The 12,413-nt window shown below is 65.8% G+C and carries 11 protein-coding genes; 6 read left to right on the top strand and 5 right to left on the bottom strand.

The genetic code is table 11. The features are described from left to right. Window positions 1-163: 163 nt before the first annotated feature. The 4 genes from VA599_RS12630 to VA599_RS12615 all read left to right on the top strand — a co-directional run bounded on the left by VA599_RS12630 (window position 164) and on the right by VA599_RS12615 (window position 4,954). Complete coding sequence (locus VA599_RS12630; protein WP_021478918.1) at window positions 164-1,606, top strand: aminotransferase-like domain-containing protein; 1,443 nt, start codon at window positions 164-166, stop codon at window positions 1,604-1,606. Window positions 1,607-1,848: 242 nt separating this feature from the next. Next, the gene (gene infA / locus VA599_RS12625; RefSeq protein WP_021478917.1) at window positions 1,849-2,112 is read left to right on the top strand and encodes a translation initiation factor IF-1; all 264 of its coding nucleotides are present in this window, start codon (window positions 1,849-1,851) and stop codon (window positions 2,110-2,112) included. Between the two features lie 185 nt (window positions 2,113-2,297). Next, window positions 2,298-3,608, top strand: coding sequence for a glycoside hydrolase family 19 protein (locus VA599_RS12620; protein WP_346788851.1), 1,311 nt, complete (start codon window positions 2,298-2,300; stop codon window positions 3,606-3,608). A gap of 191 nt (window positions 3,609-3,799) precedes the next feature. After that, window positions 3,800-4,954 (top strand): 50S ribosomal protein L11 methyltransferase, encoded by a 1,155-nt coding sequence (locus tag VA599_RS12615; RefSeq protein ID WP_346788849.1) that lies wholly within the window; start codon window positions 3,800-3,802, stop codon window positions 4,952-4,954. Between the two features lie 65 nt (window positions 4,955-5,019). Here VA599_RS12615 and VA599_RS12610 read toward each other — a convergent pair whose 3' ends face one another. The 4 genes from VA599_RS12610 to uvrA all read right to left on the bottom strand — a co-directional run bounded on the left by VA599_RS12610 (window position 5,020) and on the right by uvrA (window position 9,233). Beyond that, a complete protein-coding gene (locus VA599_RS12610; protein WP_346788848.1) occupies window positions 5,020-5,394 on the bottom strand; it encodes a DUF6697 family protein in 375 nt (124 codons plus the stop codon). A gap of 139 nt (window positions 5,395-5,533) precedes the next feature. Next, entirely contained in the window at window positions 5,534-5,845 is a 312-nt protein-coding gene (locus VA599_RS12605) for a thioredoxin family protein (protein WP_104946820.1), read from the bottom strand. A gap of 56 nt (window positions 5,846-5,901) precedes the next feature. Beyond that, window positions 5,902-6,348, bottom strand: coding sequence for a VOC family protein (locus tag VA599_RS12600; protein ID WP_021478912.1), 447 nt, complete (start codon window positions 6,346-6,348; stop codon window positions 5,902-5,904). A gap of 53 nt (window positions 6,349-6,401) precedes the next feature. After that, the gene (gene uvrA / locus VA599_RS12595; RefSeq protein ID WP_021478911.1) at window positions 6,402-9,233 is read right to left on the bottom strand and encodes an excinuclease ABC subunit UvrA; all 2,832 of its coding nucleotides are present in this window, start codon (window positions 9,231-9,233) and stop codon (window positions 6,402-6,404) included. 155 nt (window positions 9,234-9,388) lie between these two features. Here uvrA and VA599_RS12590 point away from each other — a divergent pair, with 155 nt between their 5' ends. Continuing rightward, window positions 9,389-10,750 (top strand): MFS transporter, encoded by a 1,362-nt coding sequence (locus VA599_RS12590; protein WP_346788845.1) that lies wholly within the window; start codon window positions 9,389-9,391, stop codon window positions 10,748-10,750. Window positions 10,751-10,824: 74 nt separating this feature from the next. Here the strand turns inward: VA599_RS12590 and VA599_RS12585 are convergent, their stop codons facing one another. Continuing rightward, on the bottom strand, window positions 10,825-11,493 hold the full coding sequence (locus VA599_RS12585) for a YiaD family glycine zipper/OmpA-like lipoprotein (protein WP_234004353.1): 669 nt from the start codon (window positions 11,491-11,493) through the stop codon (window positions 10,825-10,827). 346 nt (window positions 11,494-11,839) lie between these two features. Between VA599_RS12585 and VA599_RS12580 the strand changes: the two genes are divergently transcribed. Next, window positions 11,840-12,310, top strand: a complete 471-nt coding sequence (locus tag VA599_RS12580) for a single-stranded DNA-binding protein (protein WP_021475777.1) — start codon at window positions 11,840-11,842, stop codon at window positions 12,308-12,310. Window positions 12,311-12,413 lie beyond the last annotated feature (103 nt).

Below are 12,413 nucleotides of genomic sequence, written 5' to 3'. Positions count from 1 at the left end.
CAAGCGGCGACAAGCCCTTGCCCACTCCCACATGCTATGCGGACCGTCCTTATGGATACAGATTCAAAAATCCATTATTGATCTGGTTACAGATTGATCTTTTCAGCAACTGTCACCATCCACTATGATGAGCGTTGTACTTCTCCCCCGCCGAAAGCCGACGATGCAGAACAGCGCCTCCACCCTTTACCAGCAGTTGGCAGACGATCTGTCGCTGGCGATCAGCCGCGGCACGCTGCCGCCGGGGTCGAGGCTGCCGTCGGTGCGGCGCACCGCGCACAACCGCCAGCTCAGCCTGAACACCGTGGTCAGCGCCTACCGCGTGCTGGAAGACCGCGGCCTGATCGAGGCGCGGCCGCAATCCGGCTATTACGTGCGCGCGCGGCTGCCGTCGCCGGCCAGGCAGGCCGGCACCCAGAGCAGCCCGGCCTCGCCGACCAAGCACGCGGTGCTGGATCTGATCGGCACCGTGCTGCAGGCGCAACAGAGCGAGGGCTTCATCGATCTGGCCCTGGCCTGCCCGCGCGGCGGCGATTTCTACCCCGGCAACAAGCTGGCGCGGCTGATGGGCCAGATCCTGCGCCGCCAGCCCGGCATGGTCAGCACCTATGCGCTGCCGCCCGGCCCGGAGAAGCTGCGCACGCAGATCGCGCGCCGCGGCATGGATCTGGGCATGACGCTGCAGCCGGACGACATCATCCTCACCCACGGCTGCATGGAGGCGCTGCAACTGGCGCTGCGCGCGGTCACCCGCCACGGCGACGCGGTGGGCCTGGAATCGCCCACCTACTTCAATCTGCTGCCGCTATTGGCCAGCCTGGGTCTGAAGGCGGTGGAGATTCCCACCGACCCGCAGACCGGGCTGTCGATAGACGCGGTGGAAGTGCTGCTGGCCGAGGGGCGCATCCAGGCGCTGGTGGCCATGCCCAACGTCCACAACCCGCTGGGCTGCTGCATGCCTCTAGAGAACAAGAAACGGCTGGCGCGGCTGGTCAACCAGCACAAGGTGCCGCTGATCGAGGACGCGCTGTACGCCGAGCTGCAGTTTTCCGACACGCTGGCGCCGGCGGTGAAGTCTTTCGACAACGACGGCTGGATCATCGTCTGCGCCAGCTACACCAAGACGCTGGCGCCGGATTTCCGCATCGGCTGGATGGAGGGCGGCCGCTTCGGCGCGGCGCTGCGCAAGCTGAAGTTCGCCTCGTCGGTGGCGCAGCCGGCGGTGCTGGCCGAAACGCTGGGCGCGTTCCTGGAGTCCGGCGGCTACGACCACCATCTGCGCACGCTGAAACGCCGCTACGCCGCCCATGTGGAAAAGGTGCGCGGCCTGATCGCCCGCCATTTTCCGGCCGGAACCCGCGCCACCCAGCCCCAGGGCGGCTTTCTGATCTGGCTGGAACTGCCCGAAGGCTGCGACAGCGTGGCGCTGTTCCACGCCGCGATGGCCGAGAAGATCAGCCTGATTCCCGGCCCGCTCAGCTCGCCCGGCGGCCGCTACCGCAACGCGATGCGGCTGTCCTGCTGCTACCCGCTGGACGAACGCTATCTGGCCGCGCTGGTGCGTGTCGGCCAACTGGCCTGCGAGCAGCAGGCGAGCGCCGGCTGAGCGCTTTTTTCCGCGATGAGAACAAAACAGCTGACCAGTCTGCCCGCTTGGCGGTACAATACCGGCTTGCCTCTGGATTTCAGCTGTCGAGCCCCGCGCGGCCCGACGCTTAGCCTCGCCTCTTGGGCCCGCCTAGCGCCCATCCCGCAAGGTCACCGAACTGAAGCTAAAACGCCTCGCCGCGGCAGTCGAATCGACAGCCGCGCGAAGCCATTTCATTACCGTATGAGAAAGGAAACGCTATGTCCAAGGAAGACATGATCGAACTGGAAGGCGTCGTCATCGAAATGCTGCCCGAGTCGCGCTTTCGCGTGAGACTGGACAACAATATGGAGATCCTGGCCTACGGCTCCGGCAAGATGAAGATGCACCGCATCCGCGTGCTGCTGGGCGACCGCGTCACCGTGGAAATGTCTCCGTACGATCTGACCAAGGGTCGCATCAACTTCCGCCACCCGACCGCCAACCCCGGCGCCGGCCCGCGTCCGTCGCACCACCGCCGCTGAGCGCCTGCGGCCGTTTTTTCGGCCCTGTGCGCTCCGCATCGGCCAGCCTCGGCTCTGGCCCCTCGCCGCCTGGCGCTTCCTCTACGGATTGAACTAGCGGCATTGATTTGCATTTGACATACTTCATATTGGTTCCATAGTGGTATTACGTGCCATCCGGCATGCCCCACCATCGAGGAACCGATATGAAATTATTCGCATCCCTTGTCCTGTCGCTGCTTACGGGCTCCGCGCTCGCCGCTCCATGGAACGCCGGCGCAGCCTATCAAAAAGGCCAGACCGTCCAATGGCAGGGCCGCGACTGGCAGGCCAAATGGCCCACCCGCGGCGAAGCCCCGGGCGCCAATCCCAAGGGATCGTGGGTCGCCCATGTCGGCGGAACCTTGCGCAAGCTGGACGACGCCGCGCCGCCCATTCCCACACTGCAGCAAGCGCTGCAACACGAAGCGGACCTCACCAACAACGACTTCTTCCGCAAGGTGAAGGCGTCCATCCGCACCCTGCCCAATGACCAGGTGGAACAAGTAACGCCCGGCCGCGCCACGAATCCCGCCAACGTGCGCCGCGTGGAGCGCTTGCTGCCATCGGCCAAATGGGATTACTACTTCAGCCGCCGCGACCCCAGCTACACCTACACCCGCTTTCTGCAGGCGGTAGCCAAATTCCCCGGCGTCTGCGACGACGGCCGCGACGCCGACGCCATCTGCCGCCATAGCCTGGCCACCATGTTCGCCCACTTCGGCCAGGAAACCGGCAACCACGACGCCAGCGACACCGTGCCGCAATGGCGCCAGGGCCTGGCCTACCTGCGCGAGATGGGCTGCACCGACAGCGGCAGCGCCTGCGGCTACAACACCGAATGCAACGATCCGGTCTTCAACAAGGTATGGACCTGCGGCAAAAACGCGGACGGCAGCTGGAAAAAATACTACGGCCGCGGCGCCAAGCAACTGTCGTACAACTACAACTACGGCCCGTTCTCGCAGGCGATGAACAACGGCGACCAATCGGTGCTGCTGCAGAACCCGGACCTGGTGGCCAGCACCTGGCTCAACCTCGCTTCCGCCACCTTCTTCTTCGTCTACCCGCAACCGCCCAAACCCTCGATGCTGCACGTGATCGACGGCACCTGGGTGCCCAACGCCGCCGACAAAGCCGCCGGCGCCGGCAACAACTTCGCCACCACCATCCAGATCATCAACGGCGAATGCGGCGGCGGCACCGAGCGCCAGGCCGCGCAGAACCGCATCGATTACTACAAGCAGTTCGCCCACGATCTGGGCTGGGACTACGGCAACGAACAGCTGTCCTGCGCCAATATGCAGCGCTTCACCTCCGCCAGCTCCGCCGCCTACAACATCTACTGGGAAAAAGACTGGCAGTGGCAACACGACTACCAGTGCCAGCTGGTCAGCTACCAGACGCCGTACAGCGCGCTGCAGGCCGGCAACTACCAGCGCTGCGTGGAAGACAACTGGGGCGTCAAGCTGAAATAAGCCCCACATCGCGCCGGACCGCCCGCGCGGACCGGCGCGTTTTCCTGATGACGGATGGCCTCGTTGCGTTTACCATTCAGCCCTTCCCCGCAGTCCCGCACACCAAAGCCCGCCGCCTCGCGGCGAGTCGCAGCCCATTGGCCCTGCGCTGACGCGGCTTCGCCCTTGGCCAACCTTATCCGACGCACGACATGACCCAGACTCCGCAGCCCGCCGCCCCAGCGCACCCCATCGCCCACTGGCAGGAGGACGGCGCCGAGCGCAGCGCCCGCTGGCGCTCCGAAGCCGGCCTGCCGCCGCCCAAGCGCATCGTGATCGCCGACGACAGCCTGTCCGCCGACGCCGCCTACAAGCTGGCCTGCGAAGGCGGCACCCTGCTGTGGCGCGGCGACTACCAGAACGCCCGCCAGCTGCTGCAGGCATTGGCGCGGCGCGTGGACCGCAAGGGCGCTAAAACCGGCGCCACCCCGCTGGAATCGTTCCACCTGCACCGCCAGGCCCAGGGACGACGCGCGCAGATTTTGTCGCGGCTGGTGCTGCCGCTGGACGCCGACTACGCCATCCCGCTGCGCCGCGCGCCCGACTTGCGCCAGGCCTGCCTGGAGGCTTACGGCGAGGGCGGCGAAGCGTCGCTGGTGTCGCTGCGCGAGCTCTTGGGCCTGATCGGCGCGCACGAATGGCGCAAGAAAGGCGTGGAAGTGAAGGCGCTGGCCGCGCGCATCCATCCGCATTACGGCGTGTTCGCGCCGATACGCGGCGAATACGTCGACCTTGCGGCCGACGCCCCGCTGCCGGGCGCGGAGCTGGCCTTCGACATCGGCACCGGCAGCGGCGTGCTGGCGGCGCTGCTGGCCAAGCGCGGCGTGGCCCGCGTCGTCGCCACCGATCAGGACGAACGCGCGCTCGCCTGCGCCGCCGACAATCTGCAACGCCTGCAATTGGACAGCCAGGTGGAGCTGCGGCGCGCCAACCTGTTCCCTGAAGGCCGGGCGCAGCTGGCGGTGTGCAACCCGCCCTGGCTGCCGGCCAAACCCAGCTCGGCGATCGAATACGCGGTCTACGACCCGGACAGCGCCATGCTGCGCGGCTACCTGGACGGCCTGGCGGCGCACTTGCTGCCCGGCGGCGAAGGCTGGCTGATCCTGTCCGACCTGGCCGAGCACCTGGGCCTGCGCTCGCGCGAACAGCTGCTGCAATGGATAGACCAGGCCGGCCTCGCGGTGCTGGGCAGGCTGGACGTCAAACCCAGCCACAAGAAAGCGGTGGAGCAGACCGACGGCCTGAGCGCGGCGCGCCGGGCCGAAATCACCAGCCTGTGGCGGCTGGGCATCAAAGCTCCAGCCTGAGCATGAAGATAGATCGGATGCCCAAAGGCATCCGATCCGCACCCAAAGCAGCGCATCGTTCAGCTCTAGCTCTGCCGCTCCATTCTCAATACTCGCTTGATCTGGCCTCGGGTCCAAGCGCTGCGCGCGGCATGCGGCGCGCAGGCGTCCGGATGCGTCTCGCTGTCCGCCACGCGGAACTGGCCCTGGTATTTCCAGCTGCCCGCGCCGTCTTTCAGAAATACCGGAATCGCGCCATCCTGATCCGCCAGTTGTTCGCCGGCCGCGCGCTCCGGCGGGCAGGAATTGCACAGGATCACTTCAGGCGCGTCCGGGTTCAGATCCGGACGCAGGCAGGCGGCCACCACCCTGCCCTTGTAGCGCGGCAAGTAGGAATGCTTGTTGCCGCCGACCGCCGCGTGGATTTCCTCGCGGGTGTAGCTCTTGCCTTTTTCAAACATGGATATCTCCAGACCATGCCCAGGCCAGGCATCGCCCCTTGCGACGCCCTTTGGCGGGACGGACATGCAAGATATCCAAATACGCTTAAAAACCGGCTAAAAGCGGAGGCCATCCGCGCAAAGCCGGCGTCAAAACCATTTACGCGCCGGCGGGCAGCGCCTCGAGATCATCCAGACTCTGCGGCCTCACCGCGCGGCCAACCTCGACGCCGTCGCGCAGCAGGATGAAGCTGGGCCACAGCTTGACGCCGTACAAGCGCCCCAGCCGCCGTCCCTTGCCGTCCTCCACCGCCAGATGGCGCAGCTGCGGGCGCACGGACAGGAACTGCGCCAGCAAGGGCTGCGCGCCCTGGCAATGCGGGCACCAGTCCACGCCGAACTCCAGCAGCGTCAGCCCCGGCAGCGCCGCCACCTCCTCCGGGGAGGGGTTATCGACCAGATAGTGCGTCATGGCCTGCTCCAATGAAAAAAACACCCGCTCGCGGCGGGTGTCTTGAACGATTCGGATCAAACGGCCAACTGGCCGCCCAGCTTCAGCTTGCCCACCAGCCAGGTGTGGTCGTAGCTGACGATCTCGTACGGATTGCCGAACGGATCGACGAAGGACAGCGCGCAGAAGAAGCGGTGGTCGTGCACCGAATCGCGGGCGATGGTCTGGCCTTCGCGGTTGGTGACGCGCTCGCCGGCCAGCTGGTCTATCCATTCGACGAACTCCTGGCCGCTCACCACGAAGGCGACCGCTCCCTGAGAGTCGGACGGCGCGGCGTCCGCGTCCTCGCTGATGGCCAGGCGCACATTGCCGCTGGCGTTGGCCAGCATGGCGTTGTTGTGCTCGCCGTCGGTCTTGTAGCGCGCGTCGGGCACCATGCCCAGCACCCGCTGGTACCATTTCAGCGCGACGGCCACGTCCTTGACGCGGATGTGGATGTGATCGATCTTGCCTAAGCTCAGCATGCCTACCTCTTGATGTGCTGTGGTTTGCCGCCGGACGAGCCGGCGCCTTGGTTTTATTTCTTGTCTCGTTCCAGCAGCGGCGCCAGATAGCGTCCGGTATGGCTGACCGGATTGGCCGCTACTTGTTCCGGCGTGCCGCTGGCGATGATCTGGCCGCCGCCGGCGCCCCCTTCCGGCCCCAGGTCGATCAGCCAGTCGGCGGTCTTCACCACGTCCAGGTTGTGCTCGATCACCACCACCGTGTTGCCGCTCTCGCGCAGGCGGTGCAGCACCTGCAGCAGCAGGTCGATGTCGTGGAAGTGCAGGCCGGTGGTCGGCTCGTCCAGAATATACAGGGTTCGGCCGGTGTCGCGCTTGGAGAGTTCCAGACCCAGCTTCACCCGCTGCGCCTCGCCGCCGGACAGCGTGGTGGCGCTCTGGCCCAGGCGGATGTAGCCGAGACCGACGTCCATCAGCGTTTTCAGCTTGCGCGCCACCGGCGGCACCACGGCGAAGAACTCCAGCGCCTGCTCCACCGTCATCTCCAGCACTTCCTGGATGCTCTTGCCCTTGTACTGCACTTCCAGCGTTTCGCGGTTGTAGCGCTTGCCGTGGCAAACGTCGCAGGGCACGTAGATATCCGGCAGGAAGTGCATCTCCACCTTGATCACGCCGTCGCCCTGGCAGGCCTCGCAGCGGCCGCCCTTGACGTTGAACGAGAAGCGCCCCGGGCCGTAGCCGCGCTCGCGCGCCAGCGGCACGCCGGAGAACAGCTCGCGGATGGGCGTGAACAGGCCGGTGTAAGTGGCCGGGTTGGAGCGCGGCGTGCGGCCGATCGGGCTCTGGTCGACGTTGATCACCTTGTCCAGCTGGTCCAGGCCCTTGATCTCGCGGTACGGCGACGGCTCCTCGCTGGCGCCGTTCAGATCGCGCGCGGCGATCTTGTACAGCGTGTCGTTGATCAGCGTGGACTTGCCGGAGCCGGACACGCCGGTGATGCACACCAGGCCGCCCAGCGGCAGATTCAGCGTCACATCCTTCAGGTTGTTGCCGGTGGCGCCGATCAGCTGCAGCATGCGCTCTTCGCCCAATTCGCGGCGGCCGCCCGGCAGCGCGATCTTGCGGCGGCCGGACAGGAAGGCGCCGGTGACAGAATTCTCGCTGGCGGCCACGTCGGCCGGCGTGCCGGCCACCAATACCTCGCCGCCGTGCTCGCCGGCGCCGGGCCCCATGTCCACCAGGTAGTCGGCCTCGCGGATGGCGTCTTCGTCATGCTCCACCACGATCACGCTGTTACCCAGATCTCGCAGGCGCTTCAGCGTGCCCAGCAGGCGGTCGTTGTCGCGCTGGTGCAGGCCGATGGACGGCTCGTCCAGCACGTACATCACGCCGGTCAGGCCGGAGCCGATCTGGCTGGCCAGCCGGATGCGCTGCGCCTCGCCGCCGGACAGGGTGTCGGCGGAGCGGGACAGGTTCAGGTAATCCAGGCCCACATTGTTCAGGAAAGACACCCGCTCGCGGATTTCCTTGACGATCTTCTCCGCCACCGCCTGCTTCTGGCCGGTGAATTCCAATCCCTCGAAGAAGTCGGCGGTTTCCTTCAGCGGCAGCTGGTTGATTTCATGCAGCGTGCGCGTGCCGATGAACACGTGGCGCGCTTCCAGCCGCAGCCGGGAGCCGCTGCAATGCGGGCAGGCCTGGTTGTTCTGGTACTTGGCCAGCTCCTCGCGCACCGCCATGGAGTCGGTTTCGCGGTAGCGGCGCTCCAAATTGGGGATGATGCCCTCGAATGGATGGGCGCGGGTGAACTTGGTGCCCTTCTCCGACATATAGCTGAACTCGATGCTGTCGCGGCCGGAACCGTGCAGCACCACATGCTTGACCTTCTCCGGCAGGTCGTCGAAAGACAGGTCGGAAACCGAGAAGCCATAATGCTCGCCCAGCGCCAGCAGCATCTGGTAGTAGAACTGGTTGCGCTTGTCCCAGCCCTTGATCGCGCCAGAAGCCAAGCTCAGCTCCGGATGGGCGACCACGCGCTTGGGATCGAAGAAGGTGATCTCGCCCAGGCCGTCGCACTTGGGGCAGGCGCCCATCGGGTTGTTGAACGAGAACAGCCGCGGCTCCAGCTCCGGCAGGCTGTAGCTGCACACCGGGCAGGCGAACTTGGCGGAGAACCAGTGCTCCTTGCCGCTATCCATCTCCACGGCGATGGCGCGGCCCTCGGCGTGGCGCAACGCGGTCTCGAAGCTCTCGGCCAGCCGCTGCTGCATGTCGGCGCGCACCTTGAGGCGGTCTATCACCACCTCGACGGTGTGCTTCTTGTTCTTGTCGAGCTTGGGCACCGCGTCCAGCTCGTACACCTCGCCGTCCACCCGCACGCGGACAAAGCCCTGCGCGCGCAGGTCGTCGAACAGATCCAGGTTTTCGCCCTTGCGGCCGACGATGACCGGCGCCAGGATCATCATCCGCGTTTCTTCCGGCAGCGCCAGCACGTGGTCCACCATCTGGCTGACGGTCTGGCTGGACAGCGGCACGTTGTGTTCCGGGCAGTGCGGATCGCCGACGCGGGCGAACAGCAGGCGCAGGTAGTCGTGGATCTCGGTGACGGTGCCGACGGTGGAGCGCGGGTTGTGGCTGGTGGCCTTCTGCTCGATGGAAATGGCCGGCGACAGGCCCTCGATCAGGTCCACGTCCGGCTTTTCCATCAGCTGCAGGAACTGCCGCGCGTAGGCCGACAGGCTCTCCACGTAGCGGCGCTGGCCTTCGGCGTACAGCGTATCGAAAGCGAGCGAGGACTTTCCGGAGCCGGACAGGCCGGTAATCACGATCAACTGGTTGCGCGGCAAGTCCAGGTTGACGTTCTTCAAATTGTGGGTGCGGGCGCCACGGATGCGGATGCTGTCCATAAGAAGCTGTTACTCACCGTCGTCAGGGAACCTGTTAATATACCCGACTTGGCCGGGACGGCTCCACTTGTCCGTGCAATGACCGTGCAAACGCGTCATCCGTTTGCGCGGCGCGGTCGTTAAAACCCAGATACGCAAAACCGAAATCTCACCGCATGAATGCCACTGAATTGCGGGCCAGCCTGGGGCTGGCCGGTATCTACGCCCTGCGCATGCTGGGCATGTTCCTGATTCTGCCCGTCTTCGCGATCTACGCCAAAACCCTGCAGGGCGCCGACAACCACACGCTGATCGGCATCGCGCTGGGCAGCTACGGCCTGACCCAGGCCATCCTGCAGCTGCCGCTGGGCATGCTGTCCGACCGCATCGGCCGCAAGAAGGTGATCTACGGCGGCCTGCTCTTGTTCGCCATCGGCAGCTTCGTCGCCGCCGGCGCGCACGACATCGCCACGCTGACCGTGGGCCGCGTGATCCAGGGCGCCGGCGCCATCTCCGCCGCCATCACCGCGCTCCTGGCCGACCTCACCCGCGAGGAAAACCGCACCAAGGCGATGGCGATGATAGGCATGTCCATCGGCACCACCTTCGCCGCCAGCCTGGTGATGGGCCCGCTGCTGGCCAAGTACATCGGCGTCAACGGCATCTTCGCCCTCACCGGCTTTTTGTCGCTGGCCGCGTTGATCGGCGTGTGGCTGATCATCCCGGACCCGGCGCAATCGCGTTTCCACTCCGACACCGAAGCCAACGCCAAGCGGCTGCCGGCGGTGATGAAAGACGGCCAGCTGCTGCGCCTCAACTACGGCATCTTCGCGCTGCACGCGGCGCAGATGGCGATGTTCGTCACCGTGCCCTTCGCGCTGATCAAGACCGCGCACCTGGACAAATCCCAGCATTGGCAGGTGTATCTGCCCGTGACGGTGATCGGCTTCATCCTGATGGTGCCGGCCATCATCTATGGCGAGAAAAAGGCGCGGCTGAAGCCGGTATTCATCGGCGCCATCGCGCTGATGACCGCCGCCCAACTGGGCATGGCGCTGGCGCTGGACAGCTTCTGGCAGATCGTCACCTGGCTGTCGCTGTACTTCATCGCCTTCAACATCCTGGAAGCCACCCTGCCCTCGCTGATCTCCAAGATCGCGCCGGCCGACGCCAAGGGCACCGCCATCGGCGTCTACAACACCTCGCAATCGTTCGGCCTGTTCCTTGGCGCGGCCGCCGGCGGCTGGCTGTACAGCCATTACGGCCCAGCCGGCGTGTTCGGCTTCACCACCCTGCTGATGCTGTCGTGGCTGATCTGGTCGCTGGGCATGCAGCCGCCCAAGGCGGTGCGCTCGGTGATGCTGCACATCGGCGACACCTGGCAAGGCGACGCCGAGGCGCTGTCGCGCGAGCTGGCCGGCGTGGCCGGCGTGCACGAGGCCTCGGTGCTGCTGGCCGACCGCGTCGCCTATCTGAAGGTATCGCAGCAACAATGGGACGAGGCCGAAGTGCGGCGGCTGATCGACGCCACGTTCTAACCTGCTCCAGCCTGAATGCGACAAGGGCGGCTACCCGATCGGGAGCCGCCCTTGTTTCGTTTCGCCGTCCGCGCTTACTTCTGCGCCGGCTCGGCTACGAAGATCTCCACGCGGCGGTTCATCGCGCGGCCGGAAACGGTGCCGTTGTCGGCCACCGGTTCGCGCGAGCCGCGGCCGTCCACGCCGATGCGGTTGATGTCCACGCCGCGCGATGCGATGTAGCTTTGCGTCGCCTTGGCGCGGTTGACCGACAGCGGGTTATTGATCGCGTCGCTGCCGGTGTTGTCGGTGTGGCCGATGATGTTGACCGAAGTCACCGGGTTTTGCTGCAGCGTGGCGGCCAGCTTGTCCAGCACCGGCTTCAGGCTGGGACGCAAGGCGTAGCTGTTGGTGGCGAACGAGGCGTCGGCGGGGATGTTGAGCTTCAGGCGGTTGTCGGCGGTCTGGCTCACGCCGATGCCGGTGCCCTTGGTCGCCTGCTCCATCGCTTCCTTCTGCTTCTGCATGTGCTGCGACCACAGATAGCCGCCGCCCGCGCCCAAGAGGCCGCCAATCGCCGCGCCGGTGGCAGCGCTGCGTCCGCCGTGGCCGCCCGCGGTCAACGCGCCGATCGCCGCGCCCACGCCGGCGCCGATGGCGGCGCCGCCGCCGACGCCCTTCTGGGTGTCGCTCATGTTGGCGCAGCCGGACAGGCCGGCCACGCTCACGGCAACCAGCATCGATACTATTGTGTTCTTCATCATGTCATCATCCTTTCAACAAACCCATGACAGACCGCCGCGGACCGATACAGTTCCCCGCGCGCGGCCAAGCCCATCGTTCCAAGCGGAAACACTTCAGCTTGCGCCGCATCCGGAACAAAGCAAAGCCGATTGGCGTGTATAATACGGCCCATTCGCCAAACCTGCCCCGAAACCCAGTCCGCCCGCTGGCCTTTGTGCACGCGCCCAGCCAGAAAATCCGCCTTCGCGGTAGTATGGAGGGCTGCGGCAATGCCGCATCCGCGCGGACAACGGGAAGCAGACGCGCCGCCATTCGGGCCTCGCTCGCGGCGCAGGCCAAGCAGTTTGAACTTATCCGGAGAATTGAATGAACAGCATCACCTTTGACGGCCGCCTGGCCGCCGACGCCGAACTGCGCTACACCCCGAGCGGCGAGCCCGTCCTGTCGTTCCGCGTGGCCAGCGACATCGGCTTCGGCGAACGCAAGTCCACCAACTGGTTCAGCTGCCAGGTATGGGGCAAGCGTGGTGAGTCGCTGAAGAACTACCTGGCCAAGGGCCAGCAGGTAACCGTGTACGGCCAACTGACCCTGCGCGAATGGCAGGACAAGGACGGCAACAAGCGCGTCTCCCCGGACGTGCGCGTCAACGAACTGAGCCTGCAAGGCGGCCGCAGCGAAATGGGCGCCTCCTCCGGCGGCGGCATGGGTGGTGGCATGGACGACGGTTACGGCTACAGCGCCCCGGCCCCGCGCCAGGAAGCCCCGGCCGCCCCGCGCCGCCAGGAGCCGAAGGCCGCTCCGCGCATGGACGACATGGACGACGACATTCCGTTCTGATCCACTATATTGTCTTGCACAGACAAAAGCCCGCGTCTCTTCATGAGCGCGGGCTTTTTCATTGCTGGCGGCCTAGTCTGTCAGTGTTTACGCAGGAAGATTG

It is taken from the genome of Chromobacterium indicum, from assembly GCF_039708975.1.
Classification (GTDB): Bacteria; Pseudomonadota; Gammaproteobacteria; order Burkholderiales; family Chromobacteriaceae; genus Chromobacterium; species Chromobacterium piscinae.
This window is presented reverse-complemented; position numbering and strand designations above follow the sequence as displayed.

Excerpts from the sequence above, each read along its gene's own strand:
- VA599_RS12615 (WP_346788849.1), top strand. The coding sequence starts at position 3,800 with ATGACCCAGACTCCGCAGCCCGCCGCCCCAGCGCACCCCATCGCCCAC.
- VA599_RS12630 (WP_021478918.1), top strand. The coding sequence starts at position 164 with ATGCAGAACAGCGCCTCCACCCTTTACCAGCAGTTGGCAGACGATCTG.
- VA599_RS12600 (WP_021478912.1), bottom strand. The coding sequence starts at position 6,348 with ATGCTGAGCTTAGGCAAGATCGATCACATCCACATCCGCGTCAAGGAC.
- uvrA (WP_021478911.1), bottom strand. The coding sequence starts at position 9,233 with ATGGACAGCATCCGCATCCGTGGCGCCCGCACCCACAATTTGAAGAAC.
- VA599_RS12605 (WP_104946820.1), bottom strand. The coding sequence starts at position 5,845 with ATGACGCACTATCTGGTCGATAACCCCTCCCCGGAGGAGGTGGCGGCG.
- VA599_RS12580 (WP_021475777.1), top strand. The coding sequence starts at position 11,840 with ATGAACAGCATCACCTTTGACGGCCGCCTGGCCGCCGACGCCGAACTG.
- VA599_RS12585 (WP_234004353.1), bottom strand. The coding sequence starts at position 11,493 with ATGATGAAGAACACAATAGTATCGATGCTGGTTGCCGTGAGCGTGGCC.
- VA599_RS12610 (WP_346788848.1), bottom strand. The coding sequence starts at position 5,394 with ATGTTTGAAAAAGGCAAGAGCTACACCCGCGAGGAAATCCACGCGGCG.
- infA (WP_021478917.1), top strand. The coding sequence starts at position 1,849 with ATGTCCAAGGAAGACATGATCGAACTGGAAGGCGTCGTCATCGAAATG.
- VA599_RS12590 (WP_346788845.1), top strand. The coding sequence starts at position 9,389 with ATGAATGCCACTGAATTGCGGGCCAGCCTGGGGCTGGCCGGTATCTAC.
- VA599_RS12620 (WP_346788851.1), top strand. The coding sequence starts at position 2,298 with ATGAAATTATTCGCATCCCTTGTCCTGTCGCTGCTTACGGGCTCCGCG.